This window comes from Leucobacter sp. CX169 (assembly GCF_017161405.1).
In the GTDB taxonomy this organism is placed as follows: Bacteria; Actinomycetota; Actinomycetes; order Actinomycetales; family Microbacteriaceae; genus Cx-87.
Genome location: NZ_CP071051.1, coordinates 2,262,563 through 2,278,721, shown reverse-complemented (window position 1 = coordinate 2,278,721; position 16,159 = coordinate 2,262,563). Strand labels below are relative to the sequence as shown.

9 protein-coding genes and 3 rRNA genes are annotated in these 16,159 nt (G+C 61.9%); 11 read left to right on the top strand and 1 reads right to left on the bottom strand.

Annotated features, from left to right (window positions below; genetic code table 11):
• Nucleotides 1-27: 27 nt before the first annotated feature.
• Genes argF through JW030_RS10415 form a run of 4 tightly spaced genes read left to right on the top strand, consistent with a single transcriptional unit; the run spans nucleotide 28 to nucleotide 4,627 of the window.
• Nucleotides 28-954, top strand: coding sequence for an ornithine carbamoyltransferase (gene argF / locus JW030_RS10430; RefSeq protein WP_188046308.1), 927 nt, complete (start codon nucleotides 28-30; stop codon nucleotides 952-954).
• A gap of 58 nt (nucleotides 955-1,012) precedes the next feature.
• Entirely contained in the window at nucleotides 1,013-2,467 is a 1,455-nt protein-coding gene (gene argH / locus JW030_RS10425; RefSeq protein WP_188046309.1) for an argininosuccinate lyase, read from the top strand.
• 46 nt (nucleotides 2,468-2,513) lie between these two features.
• A complete protein-coding gene (gene tyrS / locus JW030_RS10420; RefSeq protein WP_241095420.1) occupies nucleotides 2,514-3,830 on the top strand; it encodes a tyrosine--tRNA ligase in 1,317 nt (438 codons plus the stop codon).
• Nucleotides 3,831-3,835: 5 nt separating this feature from the next.
• Nucleotides 3,836-4,627, top strand: a complete 792-nt coding sequence (locus tag JW030_RS10415) for a nitrilase-related carbon-nitrogen hydrolase (protein WP_188046311.1) — start codon at nucleotides 3,836-3,838, stop codon at nucleotides 4,625-4,627.
• On the opposite strand, the gene JW030_RS10410 is transcribed toward JW030_RS10415, so the two are convergent.
• On the bottom strand, nucleotides 4,624-5,589 hold the full coding sequence (locus JW030_RS10410; protein WP_188046312.1) for an Lrp/AsnC family transcriptional regulator: 966 nt from the start codon (nucleotides 5,587-5,589) through the stop codon (nucleotides 4,624-4,626). The two genes, JW030_RS10415 and JW030_RS10410, sit on opposite strands and share 4 nt — an antisense overlap.
• 221 nt (nucleotides 5,590-5,810) lie before the next feature.
• On the opposite strand from JW030_RS10410, the gene JW030_RS10405 reads away from it, so the two are divergent.
• The 7 genes from JW030_RS10405 to rrf all read left to right on the top strand — a co-directional run bounded on the left by JW030_RS10405 (nucleotide 5,811) and on the right by rrf (nucleotide 16,128).
• Entirely contained in the window at nucleotides 5,811-5,981 is a 171-nt protein-coding gene (locus JW030_RS10405) for a hypothetical protein (protein ID WP_188046313.1), read from the top strand.
• Nucleotides 5,978-7,459: a cytosine permease gene (locus tag JW030_RS10400; RefSeq protein ID WP_241095419.1), complete on the top strand. Its 1,482-nt coding sequence runs from the start codon at nucleotides 5,978-5,980 to the stop codon at nucleotides 7,457-7,459. Before JW030_RS10405 ends, JW030_RS10400 begins: the two co-directional genes overlap by 4 nt.
• A 4-nt stretch (nucleotides 7,460-7,463) precedes the next feature.
• A complete protein-coding gene (locus JW030_RS10395) occupies nucleotides 7,464-8,576 on the top strand; it encodes an alcohol dehydrogenase catalytic domain-containing protein (protein WP_188046315.1) in 1,113 nt (370 codons plus the stop codon).
• A gap of 170 nt (nucleotides 8,577-8,746) precedes the next feature.
• Entirely contained in the window at nucleotides 8,747-10,153 is a 1,407-nt protein-coding gene (locus JW030_RS10390; protein ID WP_188046316.1) for an aminotransferase class V-fold PLP-dependent enzyme, read from the top strand.
• A 640-nt stretch (nucleotides 10,154-10,793) separates the two neighbouring features.
• Nucleotides 10,794-12,319, top strand: a 16S ribosomal RNA gene (locus tag JW030_RS10385).
• A gap of 408 nt (nucleotides 12,320-12,727) precedes the next feature.
• Nucleotides 12,728-15,841: ribosomal RNA gene (locus tag JW030_RS10380) — 23S ribosomal RNA — on the top strand.
• Between the two features lie 170 nt (nucleotides 15,842-16,011).
• Nucleotides 16,012-16,128, top strand: a 5S ribosomal RNA gene (rrf, locus tag JW030_RS10375).
• Together the 16S, 23S and 5S rRNA genes form the textbook arrangement of a ribosomal RNA operon.
• Nucleotides 16,129-16,159: the final 31 nt, after the last annotated feature.

The following is a 16,159-nucleotide window of genomic DNA, read 5'->3' as shown; positions in this document are numbered from 1 at the left end:
TGCCCCCTCCAGTCATAGACTGGAGGGGTGATCAGACACTTCCTTCGCGACGACGACCTTTCCCCTGCCGAGCAGACTCTGGTGCTCGACCGTGCGGAGCGTCTGAAGCGCGATCGATTTGCGGAGCGACCGCTCGAGGGCCCGAAGACCGCCGCGGTGATCTTCGACAAGACCTCGACCCGCACGCGGGTGAGCTTCTCGGTGGGGGTCAGTGATCTCGGTGGTGCGCCACTGATCATGGACTCCGGATCCTCACAGCTCGGCGTCAAAGAGTCGATCGAAGACACCGCAAAGGTGCTCTCGCGCATGGTTTCGCTGATTGTCTGGCGTACTTTTTCGCACGCTGGGCTCGAAGAGATGGCGGCGAACTCCAGCGTTCCCGTCATTAACTCGCTCTCGGACGACTTCCACCCCTGCCAGATCCTCGCCGACCTGCTCACTATCCGTGAGCACAAGGGTGAGCTTGCGGGCCTCACAGCGACCTACCTGGGCGATTCGGCCAACAATATGGGCCACTCGTACCTGCTCGGACTTGCGACCGCTGGCATGCACGTCCGCATCGCTGGCCCAGCCGGCTTCCACCCGCGCGCCGACATCATCGCCGACGCCGAGAAGATCGCCGCGCAGACCGGCGGCAGCGTGACGGTCCTGCAGGATCCCGTCGCCGCCGTGACCGGCGCCGACGCCGTGATCACCGACACCTGGGTGTCGATGGGGCAGGAAGCGGAGAAGGCCGAGCGCGTCGAGCGTTTCGGCCCGTATCGGGTCACCCCCGAGCTCATGCAGCTCGCCCAGCCCGACGCGATCTTCCTCCACTGCCTTCCCGCATATCGGGAGTACGAGGTCGACGCCGCCGTCATCGACGGGCCGCAGAGTGTCGTGTGGGACGAGGCGGAGAACCGCGTCCACGCGCAGAAAGCGCTCATGTCCTGGCTGCTCGACGAGAGCAACTAGCACCTATTTTTTCAGACTGTTCACCCGGCCCCGCAACGGCCAAAAGATTGGGATCATCATGACCGACGAAAGCCTCGCCGCCGCCAGCCCTGACGAGTCGAGCAACCGCGCAGCCGAGGACGGTGCCCTCTGGGGCGGCCGTTTCGCGAGCGGCCCGTCGCCCGCGCTGCAGGCGCTGAGCAAGTCCACCCAGTTTGACTGGATCCTGGCGCCCTACGACATCGCCGGTTCCAAGGCACACGCTTCGGCCCTCGCCGCGGCGAGGTACTTGGACCCTGAAGAGCTCGCCGCAATGCGGGCCGGGCTCGACGAACTCGCCGCACGGGTGGCGAGCGGGGCGTTCGTCGCCGCGGAATCGGACGAGGACGTGCACTCAGCGCTCGAGCGCGGGCTGATCGAAATCACGGGCGTGCAGCTCGGCGGCAAGCTTCGTGCGGGCCGCAGCCGGAACGACCAGATCGCGACGCTCGTGCGCCTCTTCCTGCTGGACCACGCGGCGGTGCTTCGCGTGCAGCTGCTCGACCTGCTCGACGCCCTGCTCGACCAGGCGCTCGCCCACCCCGAGGCGATCATGCCGGGCCGCACCCACCTGCAGCACGCCCAGCCGGTGCTGCTCGCGCACCACCTCGGCGCGCACGCGTGGCCGATCGTGCGCGACCTCGAGCGCATCCGCGACTGGGCGGGCCGCGCGCAGCACTCGCCGTACGGCGGGGGCGCCCTCGCGGGCAGCTCACTCGGCCTCGACCCGCGCCTGGTGGCGCGTGAGCTCGGGCTCGGCGAGCCGCTCGAGAACTCGATCGACGGCACCGCGGCGCGCGACGTCGTCGCCGAGTTCGCGTTCATCTGCGCCCAGATCGGCATCGACCTGTCGCGGCTTTCGGAGGAGATCATCCTCTGGAACACCAAGGAGTTCGGCTTCGTTCGCCTGCACGATTCCTACTCGACCGGGTCGTCGATCATGCCGCAGAAGAAGAACCCCGACATCGCCGAGCTCGCGCGCGGCAAGTCGGGGCGCCTGATCGGAAATCTGACGGGACTGCTCGCGACGCTGAAGGCAATGCCGCTCGCGTACAACCGCGACCTGCAGGAGGACAAGGAGCCGGTGTTCGACTCGGTCTCGCAGCTCGAGATGCTGCTGCCCGCGTTCACCGGCATGGTCGCCACGATGCGCTTCGATACCGAGCGCATGGCGGCGCTCGCCCCCCAGGGCTTCTCGCTCGCGACCGATGTCGCCGAGTGGCTCGTGAAGCAGGGGGTCATCTTCCGCGACGCCCACGAGATCTCGGGCGAGCTCGTCCGGTTCTGCGAGGAGCGCGGCCTCGAGCTGCACGAACCGAGCGACGAGCAGCTGCAGAGCGTCTCGCCGGAGCTCACCCCTGCGGTGCGCGACGTCCTCACGATCGAGGGCTCGGTGAACAGCCGGGTCGGCGCGGGCGGTACTGCCCGCGTGCGGGTCGACGATCAGCTTGCGCGTCTGGCCGAGCGCATCGCAGAGTTCCGTTCGGCAAAATAGCACCCACCGGATCCTGCGCAGAAACTAGATGAAGGATGAACCCGCTGTGAACGAACGCACCGAGATCTTCGCCGCCCAAAAGCTCGACGACAGCTTTGCAACGCTGTGGGACGAGCTCGAATGGCGCGGCCTCATTCACGTATCGACCGACGCCGAGGCGTTGTCGACACTGCTCGAGGGCGAGCCGTTCACCTATTACTGCGGGTTTGACCCGACCGCGCCAAGCCTGCACCTGGGCAACCTCGTGCAGCTCTTGCTCCTGCGCCGGCTGCAGCTCAAGGGGCACAAGCCGCTCGGCCTCGTGGGCGGCTCCACCGGACTCATCGGCGACCCGCGGCCCACTGCGGAGCGCACGCTGAACAGCCGCGACACGGTCGCCGAGTGGGTGTCGCGCCTGCAGGCGCAGGTATCGCGCTTCCTCTCTGCCGAGGGGGACAACGCGGTGCGCCTCGTGAACAACCTCGATTGGACGGCCGAGCTCACCGCGATCGACTTCCTGCGCGAGATCGGCAAGCACTTCCGCGTCGGCACGATGCTCAAGAAGGACGCAGTCGCGGCCCGCCTGAACTCAGAAGAGGGCATCAGCTACACCGAGTTCAGCTACCAGATCCTGCAGGGCTACGACTTCCTGGAGCTGTTCCGCAGCTACGACTGCATCCTGCAGTCGGGCGGCAGCGACCAGTGGGGCAACCTTACGAGCGGCACCGACCTGATCCGCCGCGAAACCGGCAAGTCGGCGCACGCGATCGGCACCCCGCTGATCACGAACTCGGACGGCACGAAGTTTGGCAAGAGCGAGGGGAACGCCATTTGGCTCGACCCGAGCATGTGCTCGCCGTACGCGTTCTACCAGTTCTGGGTCAACGCGGACGACGCCGACGTGATCGACCGGCTGAAGGTTTTCACCTTCCTCTCGCGCGCCGAGATCGAGGAGCTCGCTCGCCAGGTTGCGGAAGAGCCCTTCCGTCGCGCCGCCCAGAAGCGCCTGGCCTACGAGGTCACGTCGCTCGTGCACGGCAAGACCGCAACCGAGGCGGCCATCGCTGCGTCGGACGCGCTGTTCGGCAAGGGCGACCTCACCGCGCTCGACTCGGCAACATTGGGCGCTGCGCTCACCGAGCTGCCGCATGTGCGGGCCGAGCTCGGCGCGCGCGTGATCCAGCTGCTCGTCGACGCTGGCCTGGTCTCCTCGTTGGGCGAGGCGCGGCGAGCGATCGCTCAGGGCGGCGTCACCATCAATGGCGCCCCGATCGACTCGGACGACGCGGAATTGGCGGCGGGCCACCTGCTGCACGACACCTACGCCGTGCTGCGCCGGGGCAAGAAGACTCTTGCGGGCCTCATTGTGGGCGGCGAGGGCTAACCATCATGCGCATCGCCCTGCTCCAAGCATCATCGTCGCCGCTTGACGTCGACACGAACCTCGGCGCGCTGCGGGCGGGGGCGGCGGAGGCGGTCGCCGCCGGCGCCGAGCTGATCCTTGCCCCCGAGTTGTTCGTGACGGGTCACGTGCCGCTGCTCCTCGCAGACTGGCTCACACAGGATCGCGTCGCCGACATTCCCGAGCGCATCGCGCTCATCGCCGCCGAGCAGGGCATCGCGGTGGCCACGGGGTTCCCCGATCTGCACCCCGAGGGCGGGTTCACCATCTCCGCTGGTCTCTGGAGCGCGAGCGGCGAGGAGGTGCTGCGCTACGCGAAGGTCCACCTGTGGGGGGACGAGCCGGGCGCGTTTACCGCGTCGACGGTGGCGCCCCGAGTCGCGGACTGGAACGGACGCCGCGTGGCCTTCCAGATTTGCTACGACATCGAGTTCCCCGAGCCCGCGCGCTTCCTCGCCGCGCAGGGCGCGGACCTGTTGCTCGTGCCGACAGCGATCGAGGCCGGCTCGGAGTACGTGCCCATGACGACGGTCCCGTCGCGTGCCGCCGAGAACGCCCTGGTCGTCGCGTACGCGGACCATGCGTTCCACGCAGATCTGCCGTTCGCAGGGTTGAGCACGGTGGCGGGGCGCGAGGGGCGCGTGCTCGGTCGCGCCGGCGCCGGGGTCGAGCTGCTCGTAGCGGACATTCCCGATCCGGCTCCCGTTTTGGCGGGCGAGGCAGACTACCTCCGCGACCGCCGGCCGGAGCTCTACCGTGACTGGGAAGCTTCGGCCTAGCCTTCGTCGGGGGAGGGGTTCTCGCCCCAGATGACCGCGCCTTTCCCCACGGGGGTGAATGGTTCGAGCGAGTGCCCGTGCCCGTACTGCTCCTTCGCAATTCGCAGGTGCGACCAGGACGACGTGTTCACGACGCCGGGGATAGAGCGCACCTGCTCCATCCACGCAAGGAGGTCTGCCGTGTTGTCCGCAGTGACCATCGCGATCATGTCAAATTCGCCGACGGTGACTGAGAGAAACTCAGGATCGAGCGCGCGCACTCGGGCGAGGGGAGCGTCGAGCGGTCCCTGGATGCTGATCCCAATCCCGATGGGAGCAGGCCCAGATCGCTTGCCGCGCAGCGGGATTCCGACGACTTTCAGCGCGCCCTGTGCGATCAGTTTGCGCAGCCGTAGGCGTGCACCGCTGGGCGAGATATTGGCCGCCTGTCCGAGTTCGAGAAACGATGCACGCCCGTCGTCGCGGAGGGCGCGAACGATCGCGAGATCTGCCGCATCAACGTCGAAGCTCGTGCGTCCGCTGCGCAGCGGCGAGTAGAGGTTCACCTCGATGCTCTCATACAGGTGTGCCTGAATCTCACGGACCCCGGGCAGCGCGCGGATCCGGTCCATCGCCTCTCGAAGATGGGGGTCGGCGCCCACTCGCAGCTCCGCATCGAGCGGCGTGGCCCCGCTCGTTTCGGAAACGAAGGATGTTTCGGGCATCGCGACGAGTGCTTCGCAAAGCTGCGCGACTGGGCCGTCGACGGAAATTTGTAGGTAGGCCAGACGCTCTACCCCGAGCAGATCAGGACTCACTGACGCGGTGATGTGCACTTCGCCGCGTTCGATCGCTTCCTGCACGATTTGGGTGACTTGGCGACGGGACATGCCGAGTCGTTCAGCGATGCGTGTGTAGCTCTCGCGGCCGTCTGCTTGGAGCTCGCGAAGCACGCGCGGCAGGGCATCGACCGTGGAATCCATGTGTACCGCTCCCCAAAGTCTGTCTGAATGATTCCTTCAATTATGAACCCAGATTGGCCTTGCTCGCCCGGTCTGGTCGCGAAATGGGCAAATTTTGAACGAAACGAGAATAACCGGGCGATCAGGGTGCGATTTCGTTTGAGTCGTCACTGCGGATGCGCATACGCTTGCCGAAATCGCCGCGGATCTGCGGCTGGATGTACAAGGAGGTAGTCCACCGCATGAATAGTCACACTGACATCGATCGAGAGCTCGAACGGCGGCTGACAGAGCTTGAAACCGTGGAGGCGGCTGATCCGGCGCACGCGGTGCTGAGCGGGCGCACGTTGGCCGTCTTTCTGCTCGTCGTCGGGGGTATCGCGGCAGCGGCATGGATTGGGGCCGCGCTGTGAACGACAATGCCGAACTGACCGAGACGCAGGCCATCCGCGTTGAGCGGGCCGTGGCCGCCGAGGCTACCTACGGCTCGCTTCCGCTGCTGAAGCCGGAGCGTGTGTGGGGCGCGGGCGACTTCAGCTGGGTGACCATCAGCCTGGCGATTGCCACCTGGGCGTTCATGACCGGTGGATCGACCGTACTGCTCGTTGGATTCACCGACGGCATCGCCGCGATGCTCATCGGCAATAGCGTGGGCCTGGCGATCATGGTGCTCGGCAGCGTGGTGCTCAGCCAGCGTTTGGGCCTCGAACAATATCGGGCGCTCAAGTCGGTGTTTGGTGCGATCGGCGTCGCCATCGTGGTGTTTACTGTTGTGCTGCTCACCGAGGTGGGCTGGACGTCGCTGCTCGGCATCATGTTTGGCCGCGCCTTTACCGAGATATCGAACCAGGCTTTTGGGACGGGACTTGAGACGATGGGCCCCATCGTCACGGTGTTCGCGCTGCTCGCGATCCTGGCGGGATGGTTCGTCCTCTCCCGCGGCCCGGTGACGATCAGTAAGCTCAACCGCTTCGTCGCCCCCGGCCTCATCGTGATCGTGGTGCTCATGATGACGCTGCTCATGTCGCAGCACTCGTGGTCAGACCTGCTCGCGGCGCCCCCGATGGCCCCGTTCGAGAATGACTCGCTCAACTTCATGATGGCGGTCGAGTTCAACCTCGGCGCCGGACTTTCCTGGTGGCCAGTCATGGGAACGCTCGCGCGCCTGACCCGACGTCCCAAGGCCGCAGTTTGGCCCGCCTACGCTGGCGTATTCCTGGGGACTTCGGTGGCGCAGGTCGTCGGAATGGCGGCTGCGCTGATGATCGGTGAGGCAGATCCGACCGCCTGGATGGTTCCGCTCGGCGGGCCGATCCTGGGGGTATTGACGTTGCTCTTCGTGGGCTTTGCCAACATCACCAGCATGGCGTCGATCTCGTACTCGACCGTGCTCGCGCTCAAGCAATCGAGCGGTCGACTGCTCGCCCGGCTGCGATGGCCGCAATTGTGCGCCGTGTTCCTTGCCCTACCGGCGATCCTGAGTCTGTTCCCCGGGTTCATGTACACCCATTTCATGACGTTCGTCGTCGTGACCGGCTCGTTCATTGCGGCGCTGTGCGGCGTGATCATCGCGGACTACTTCATCCTGCGAAAGCAAGCGATCCCGCTTCGCGCGCTCTACGCGAGCGGACGTAGCGACCCGCTGCAATTCACCGGAGGTGTGAACGTCGCGGCGCTTGTGTCGGTCGTAATTGCTGCGGCCTTCTACCTCTGGATCTACAACCCGATCACGCTCGAGACGCAGCCGCTCTTCCAGTACGCGACCGCATCGGTGCCTACCGTGCTGATCGCCATGATGAGTCACATCGTGTTGAGCCATGTGTTCTACATTCGGCGTGGGCTCGGCGGCTACGACGCAAAGGACACTTTCGCCGCTGCAGGAAAGGAATAGCCAGATGACCGAGACGATTGAGGTCCGCGCGGCGGTCTACCGCGGCGACAAGGCTGGGCGCTTGACAGTCGAGACGCTGCACCTGGCGCCCCCTTCGTACGGCGAGGTACGTGTGCGGGTGCGCGCGGCAGGTGTCTGTGGCTCGGATCGTCACGTGCTCGATGGTGAATGGAACGTCGCGCTGCCCGCCATCATGGGGCACGAGGCCGCCGGCGTTGTCGAGTCGATCGGCGAAGGAGTGCGCGGCCTTGCCGTGGGTGACCACGTTGTCCTTGCGTGGCATCAGGCCTGCCAGCGCTGCGAGTCGTGCACCGCTGGCAAGTCTTGGGCGTGCCGCTTCGCGAAGTCGAATGACTCCTTGTTGCCCGACGGTACGACGAGGTGGAGCGACGCGCAGGGTGCAGCCGCATACCCGTACCTCGCCGTCGGCGCCATGAGCGAGGCTGTCGTGGTGCCCGAGTTCGCGGCGATCAAGATCGATAATCGTGTGCCATTCGATATCGCGAGCCTCATCGGCTGCTCGGTCGGCACGGGCTACGGGGCGGTCGTCAACAACGCCCGTGTGGTCGCGGGGGAGTCCGCAGTGGTGGTCGGATCCGGCGGGGTCGGCCTATCGATCATTTCGGCGCTAAAACTTGCTGGCGCCACCCCGATCATTGCGGTCGACGTGTCCGAAGCGAAGCTTGCGGAGGCTGTGCGCGCCGGCGCGACCCACGGACTGATCGGGGGACCTGATCTCGCGATATGTGTGGGCGAGCTCACTGACGGCGGCGTGGACGTCGCCTTCGAGGCGATCGGGCGCGTGGCGACGATGGCGCAGCTTCCCGACCTCATCCGCCCGGGAGCGCGGGCCGTATTTGTGGGACTGCCGCCGGAGGGGCAGAAGGTCGAGATCGACGGCCTGCTGCTCGCCTACGAAGGGAAGACCATCATCGGCTCGAACTATGGCGGGCTTGTGCCGGCGCGGGACTTTCCGCGCATCGCGCGCGCTTACCTTGCGGGGGCGCTGCCCTTGGACGACCTGATCAGTGCCCGGGTGCCACTCGATGAGACGAACGAGGCGTTTGATGCAATGCGTCGCGGCGAGCGGACACGGAGCGTGATTACGTTCGACTGACGGCGCGAATCGCGTGTCGAAAGCGGCCTGGGCACTACGCCCGGGCCGCTTTTTCGTATCCAGATTCGAGCTGGGGCGCTTCTTCGAGGAATCCCTCCGCTGATTTTCTGGCAGAGTGACGCCTTCGCGCGAGACAATCAATGACACCACTCAGCGCGGAGGAGCCAGCAATGACGCACAGCGGCACATCAGATTCCGGGGCGAGCGGCCACCACACTCGCATGCACGAGGTTTCCGCGGAGACGGAACGCATCGTCGACCGGGTACTCGAGTACTCACGGCGCAGGATCCTGTCGGAGAACACGCCCCTTGATCACCCCTCCACCGAGGCGGAACTCACGCGCCTTGCGGGGACCACCATTGACGAGCGCGGCATTGGGGAGGCGCGTGCACTTGCGGTTTTCGAGCACGTGCTGGCGCCGGCCTGCATCACGACCGACCACCCGCAGTTTCTGTCATTCATCCCGAGTGCCCCGTCGAAGGCGGCCGTCGCATTCGACCTCGTCGTTTCGGCGAGCGCGCTGTACGGCGGGTCCTGGATGGAGGGGGCCGGGGTCGTGCACGCCGAGAACGAGGTGCTTCGCTGGTTGGCGAACGAGTTCGGGCTGCCGAAGGGCGCCGGCGGGGTGTTCGTACAGGGCGGCACCATCGGAAACCTCTCGGCGCTGGTCGCGGCCAGGGAAGTGGCGCGCGACAAGTTGGCGAGCCAGGCATCCCCTTCGGGCCGCTGGGTCATCGTCTGCAGCGCTGAGGCCCACTCGTCAATCGCGGCGGCGGCACGGGTCATGGACGTGGATATTGCGACCGCGGCCGTCGATGCGGATGGCGTGCTGCGCGCAGAGTCGGTCAGGGCGCAGCTGCAGGATCACGGAGATCGGGTGATCGCCGTCGTCGTGACGACAGGGACGACGAATTTTGGGATCGTCGATGACGTCGCGGGGATCGCGGCGCTGAAGCAGGAGTTCGACTTCTGGCTGCATGTGGACGGAGCCTACGGGCTCGCGGCGATGCTCTCGCCGCTGAGCCGCGAGCAGTTCGCCGGGGTCGAACTCGCCGATTCTCTGGTCGTCGACCCGCACAAGTGGCTGTTCGCGCCCTACGACGCGTGCGCGCTGCTGTACCGCGACCCCGAAACGGGGCGTCGGGCCCACACGCAGCACGCCGAGTACCTCGACGCGCTCACCGAGGCGACCGAGTGGAGCCCCTCCGATTACGCGACGCAACTGACGCGCAGGCCGCGCGGCCTGCCGCTGTGGTTCTCGCTCGCCACGTACGGAGCTGCCGCCTATCGCGATTCGATCGGTCACTCGATCACGCTCGCTCGACGCATCGCCGACGAGATTCGGCAGCGGCCCGGGCTGCAGTTGGTGCGTGAGCCGCAGCTGTCGGTGGTGGTCTTCGAACGAACGGGTTGGGAGCGGGCGGATTACGACCGCTGGTCGCACGGCTTGCTCGAAAGCCAGCAGGCGTTCGTCGTGCCGAGCTCCCATGCCGGAAGAGCGAACGCGCGCTTCGCGATCGTCAATCCGCTCACGACCTATGAGCAGCTGGTGGGGATTCTCGACAGCATGGAGTGAGTGCGGTGCGAGGGAGCGCCCAAAACGCCCGGGATTTTGGTCGAAATCGGTGTTTCTGGCGACTTTTGGCCGGATTGGCGCGGTTGGGGCAGATCGTCCGGGTCGCCTCGGGTTTGTAACTTCCGCGTGTTTCCGGGGGGACACGCCCGGCGGCGGGGCGTGATTTGCCCGCGGGCCGGATCGAACGTAATGTTATCCCTTGTCAGCACGGCAGTGCGGGACACGGAATGTGGCCCGGTTGCGAACGTGACAATGAATTGCTTGTCTCGCTGGTCTTGAACCTGATGGTTCGACCGGGTAAGATAGTGGTTCGCCTGCTTTGCTCGCACTGGTGCGGCTCGCCTTCGGGTTGAGGTCGTGTTCAGGGTGTGGTAAGTTAGGGAAGTTGCCTTTCGGAAGCCTTCGGGTGTGTACGGGGGGTGTCTGGTCCTTGAGAACTCAATAACGTGCACTAAATGTCAAATACCATTTATTTGAACCTCGTCATCTGCTCTTCGGAGTGGGTGTAGATGTTCCTTTTTTATTGGATAACGATACAAGAGCCAGATGGCGCTGCTTCGGTGGTGTCTATGGTTCGTATCTTTGTCAGAATCAAACTCGCTGCAGTCCGGATTTTTCCCCGGGTTGTATGCACTTTTCATTTACGGAGAGTTTGATCCTGGCTCAGGACGAACGCTGGCGGCGTGCTTAACACATGCAAGTCGAACGCTGAAGCCAGAGCTTGCTCTGGTGGATGAGTGGCGAACGGGTGAGTAACACGTGAGTAACCTGCCCCTGACTCTGGGATAAGCGCTGGAAACGGCGTCTAATACCGGATATGAGCAATCACCGCATGGTGTGTTGCTGGAAAGATTTATCGGTTGGGGATGGACTCGCGGCCTATCAGCTAGTTGGTGAGGTAATGGCTCACCAAGGCGACGACGGGTAGCCGGCCTGAGAGGGTGACCGGCCACACTGGGACTGAGACACGGCCCAGACTCCTACGGGAGGCAGCAGTGGGGAATATTGCACAATGGGCGCAAGCCTGATGCAGCAACGCCGCGTGAGGGATGACGGCCTTCGGGTTGTAAACCTCTTTTAGTAGGGAAGAAGCGCAAGTGACGGTACCTGCAGAAAAAGCACCGGCTAACTACGTGCCAGCAGCCGCGGTAATACGTAGGGTGCAAGCGTTGTCCGGAATTATTGGGCGTAAAGAGCTCGTAGGCGGCTTGTCGCGTCTGCTGTGAAAACCCGAGGCTCAACCTCGGGCTTGCAGTGGGTACGGGCAGGCTAGAGTGTGGTAGGGGAGATTGGAATTCCTGGTGTAGCGGTGGAATGCGCAGATATCAGGAGGAACACCGATGGCGAAGGCAGATCTCTGGGCCACTACTGACGCTGAGGAGCGAAAGCATGGGGAGCGAACAGGATTAGATACCCTGGTAGTCCATGCCGTAAACGTTGGGAACTAGATGTAGGGACCTTTCCAGGGTTTCTGTGTCGTAGCTAACGCATTAAGTTCCCCGCCTGGGGAGTACGGCCGCAAGGCTAAAACTCAAAGGAATTGACGGGGGCCCGCACAAGCGGCGGAGCATGCGGATTAATTCGATGCAACGCGAAGAACCTTACCAAGGCTTGACATATACGAGAACGGGCGAGAGATCGTCAACTCTTTGGACACTCGTAAACAGGTGGTGCATGGTTGTCGTCAGCTCGTGTCGTGAGATGTTCGGTTAAGTCCGGCAACGAGCGCAACCCTCGTCCTATGTTGCCAGCACGTAATGGTGGGAACTCATGGGATACTGCCGTGGTCAACACGGAGGAAGGTGGGGATGACGTCAAATCATCATGCCCCTTATGTCTTGGGCTTCACGCATGCTACAATGGCCGGTACAAAGGGCTGCGATACCGCGAGGTGGAGCGAATCCCAAAAAGCCGGTCTCAGTTCGGATTGGGGTCTGCAACTCGACCCCATGAAGTCGGAGTCGCTAGTAATCGCAGATCAGCAACGCTGCGGTGAATACGTTCCCGGGCCTTGTACACACCGCCCGTCAAGTCATGAAAGTCGGTAACACCCGAAGCCGATGGCCTAACCACTTGTGGAGGGAGTCGTCGAAGGTGGGACTGGTGATTAGGACTAAGTCGTAACAAGGTAGCCGTACCGGAAGGTGCGGCTGGATCACCTCCTTTCTAAGGAGCACTCATGGCCGTTTGGTCATGCAGAATACTCAGATCATCACCGAATGTGTGGTGCTGGGTGCTCACGGCTGGAATATTTGACAGGCTTGGTGCGAGTCATTTGGAGTAAGTACGCCGGTAACGGTTGGAACGCTTTGGGTGGTGAGTTCTGAGTCATTTGCACGTTATTGGGTCCTGAGGGACCAGGCCGGCACGGAAGTGTTGGGTTGGTTTCTTGGGCCGTGGCTTCGCCCGAACCGGTTGGTTCATGTGGTGGGGAGCGGTACCGACCGTACGTTGAGAACTACACAGTGGACGCGAGCATCTTTAGAAACACACACGAGAGTGTGGTGTTTCATGGTCTGCGTCGAATTTTCACTCCTTTGGGGGTGGGTTTGGCGCGAACATGATTATATGTGATTTCAAGTTTCTAAGAGCAAACGGTGGATGCCTTGGCATCTGGAGCCGAAGAAGGACGTCGTAATCTGCGATAAGCCTCGGGGAGTTGATAAACGAGCTGTGATCCGAGGATTTCCGAATGGGGAAACCCCGCCAGGGGCTGCAAGGTTGCCTGGTGACTCCCGCCTGAATATATAGGGCGGGTAGAGGGAACGGGGGGAAGTGAAACATCTCAGTACCCTCAGGAAGAGAAAACAACATGTGATTCCGGTAGTAGTGGCGAGCGAAACCGGATGAGGCTAAACCAGTCATGTGTGATACCCGGCAGGGGTTGCATGGTTGGGGTTGCGGGACTTTCCGTTCTGTTCTGCCGAGCAGTGAACGTGAGCGTGTGCGTATAGGGGAACGACTTGGAACGGTCGATCGAAGAGGGTGAGAATCCCGTACCCGAAATGCGCCCACCGCGTGGAGAGTATCCCAAGTAGCACGGGGCCCGAGAAATCCCGTGTGAATCTGTCAGGACCACCTGATAAGCCTAAATACTCCCAGATGACCGATAGCGGACAAGTACCGTGAGGGAAAGGTGAAAAGTACCCCGGGAGGGGAGTGAAATAGTACCTGAAACCGTTTGCTTACAAACCGTTGGAGCAGCCTTGTTGCTGTGACAGCGTGCCTTTTGAAGAATGAGCCTGCGAGTTAGCGATATGTGGCGAGGTTAACCCTTGAGGGGTAGCCGTAGCGAAAGCGAGTCTGAATAGGGCGATTTCAGTCGCATGTCTAGACCCGAAGCGAAGTGATCTATCCATGGCCAGGTTGAAGCGCGTGTAAGAGCGCGTGGAGGACCGAACCCACTTAGGTTGAAAACTGAGGGGATGAGCTGTGGATAGGGGTGAAAGGCCAATCAAACTTCGTGATAGCTGGTTCTCTCCGAAATGCATTTAGGTGCAGCGTTGCGTGTTTCTTGCCGGAGGTAGAGCTACTGGATGGCCGATGGGCCCTACAAGGTTACTGACGTCAGCCAAACTCCGAATGCCGGTAAGTGAGAGCGCAGCAGTGAGACAGTGGGGGATAAGCTTCATTGTCGAGAGGGAAACAACCCAGATCACCAATTAAGGTCCCAAAGCGCGTGCTAAGTGGAAAAGGATGTGGAGTTGCTGTGACAACCAGGAGGTTGGCTTAGAAGCAGCCACCCTTGAAAGAGTGCGTAATAGCTCACTGGTCAAGTGATTCCGCGCCGACAATGTAACGGGGCTCAAGCACGCCACCGAAATTGTGGCATTCATATTATTGGTAGGCCTTCGTGGTCCAGCCGTATGGATGGGTAGGAGAGCGTCGTGTGGCGAGTGAAGCGGCGGTGTGAACCAGCCGTGGACGCCACACGAGTGAGAATGCAGGCATGAGTAGCGAAAGACGGGTGAGAAACCCGTCCTCCGGAAGACCAAGGGTTCCAGGGTCAAGCTAATCTTCCCTGGGTAAGTCGGGACCTAAGGCGAGGCCGACAGGCGTAGTCGATGGACAACGGGTTGATATTCCCGTACCGGCGAAAAACCGTCAAAGACCTAACCAGTAGTGCTAAGCAATGGAAGCTTTCGGGATGCCTTCGGGTTGAACGGGAGGGGAAGCTGCGAACCCGGACTGGGGTGGTGAGCGTATTAACAGGTGTGACGCAGGAAGGTAGATGTTGCCGGGCGATGGTTGTCCCGGTCTAAGGTTGTAGGCCGAGCAGTAGGCAAATCCGCTGCTCATATAAGGCTGAGAGCTGATGGGGAGCCCGTAGGGGCGAAGTCATTGATCCTATGCTGCCAAGAAAAGCATCGACGCGAGGTTTTAGCCGCCCGTACCCCAAACCGACTCAGGTGGTCAGGTAGAGAATACTAAGGAGATCGAGATAATCATGGTTAAGGAACTCGGCAAAATGCCCCCGTAACTTCGGGAGAAGGGGGGCCATCCGCCTATTAGGATTTACTCCGAAAGGGTGTGATGGCCGCAGAGACCAGTGGGAAGCGACTGTTTACTAAAAACACAGGTCCGTGCGAAGTCGCAAGACGATGTATACGGACTGACGCCTGCCCGGTGCTGGAAGGTTAAGAGGAGGGGTTAGCGCAAGCGAAGCTCTGAATTTAAGCCCCAGTAAACGGCGGTGGTAACTATAACCATCCTAAGGTAGCGAAATTCCTTGTCGGGTAAGTTCCGACCTGCACGAATGGCGTAACGACTTCCCAGCTGTCTCAACCATGAACTCGGCGAAATTGCATTACGAGTAAAGATGCTCGTTACGCGCAGCAGGACGGAAAGACCCCGTGACCTTTACTACAGTTTGGTATTGGTATTCGGTGTGACTTGTGTAGGATAGGTGGGAGACTGTGAAGCTTGGACGCTAGTTCAGGTGGAGTCATTGTTGAAATACCACTCTGGTCATTCTGGATATCTAACTACGGACCCTAATCGGGTTCTGGGACAGTGCCTGATGGGTAGTTTAACTGGGGCGGTTGCCTCCTAAAGAGTAACGGAGGCGCCCAAAGGTTCCCTCAACCTGGTTGGCAATCAGGTGGCGAGTGTAAGTGCACAAGGGAGCTTGACTGTGAGACTGACAGGTCGAGCAGGGACGAAAGTCGGGACTAGTGATCCGGCAGTGGCTTGTGGAAGCGCTGTCGCTCAACGGATAAAAGGTACCTCGGGGATAACAGGCTGATCTTGCCCAAGAGTCCATATCGACGGCATGGTTTGGCACCTCGATGTCGGCTCGTCGCATCCTGGGGCTGGAGTAGGTCCCAAGGGTTGGGCTGTTCGCCCATTAAAGCGGTACGCGAGCTGGGTTTAGAACGTCGTGAGACAGTTCGGTCCCTATCCGCTGCGTGCGTCGGAAATTTGAGAGGATCTGACCCTAGTACGAGAGGACCGGGTTGGACGAACCTCTGGTGTGTCAGTTGTTCTGCCAAGGGCATCGCTGATTAGCTACGTTCGGAATGGATAACCGCTGAAAGCATCTAAGCGGGAAGCCGGCCTCAAGATGAGATTTCCATCCGGGTTTAGCCCGGGAGAGGCTCCCAGTAGACTACTGGGTTGATAGGCCGGATGTGGAAGCACGGTAACGTGTGGAGCTGACCGGTACTAATAAGCCGATGGCTTGATTTCACTTCCATCACCTCTGATGTGTGTTTTGATGTTTCGCGTCCACTTTGTGGTTCTTGACGTACGGTCAAGCCACAACCACCCACCCTGACCGGTGTAGTCCATGCTCTTCGGAGTGTGTACTTGTCCTGGTTGGTGTGTCTGTGTGGTTGGGTTTGACAGGTCAATAGTGTTACGGCGGTTATAGCGTCAGGGAAACGCCCGGAAACATTCCGAACCCGGAAGCTAAGGATGACTGCGCCGATGGTACTGCAGGGGGGACCCTGTGGGAGAGTAGGACACCGCCGGACTTCTTTTTCAAAGAAAAGGTCGTTCAGAATC

Coding starts and splice junctions, on each gene's coding strand:
- JW030_RS10390 (WP_188046316.1), top strand. CDS start 8,747: ATGACGCACAGCGGCACATCAGATTCCGGGGCGAGCGGCCACCACACT.
- JW030_RS10410 (WP_188046312.1), bottom strand. CDS start 5,589: ATGGATTCCACGGTCGATGCCCTGCCGCGCGTGCTTCGCGAGCTCCAA.
- JW030_RS10415 (WP_188046311.1), top strand. CDS start 3,836: ATGCGCATCGCCCTGCTCCAAGCATCATCGTCGCCGCTTGACGTCGAC.
- JW030_RS10395 (WP_188046315.1), top strand. CDS start 7,464: ATGACCGAGACGATTGAGGTCCGCGCGGCGGTCTACCGCGGCGACAAG.
- JW030_RS10405 (WP_188046313.1), top strand. CDS start 5,811: ATGAATAGTCACACTGACATCGATCGAGAGCTCGAACGGCGGCTGACA.
- argH (WP_188046309.1), top strand. CDS start 1,013: ATGACCGACGAAAGCCTCGCCGCCGCCAGCCCTGACGAGTCGAGCAAC.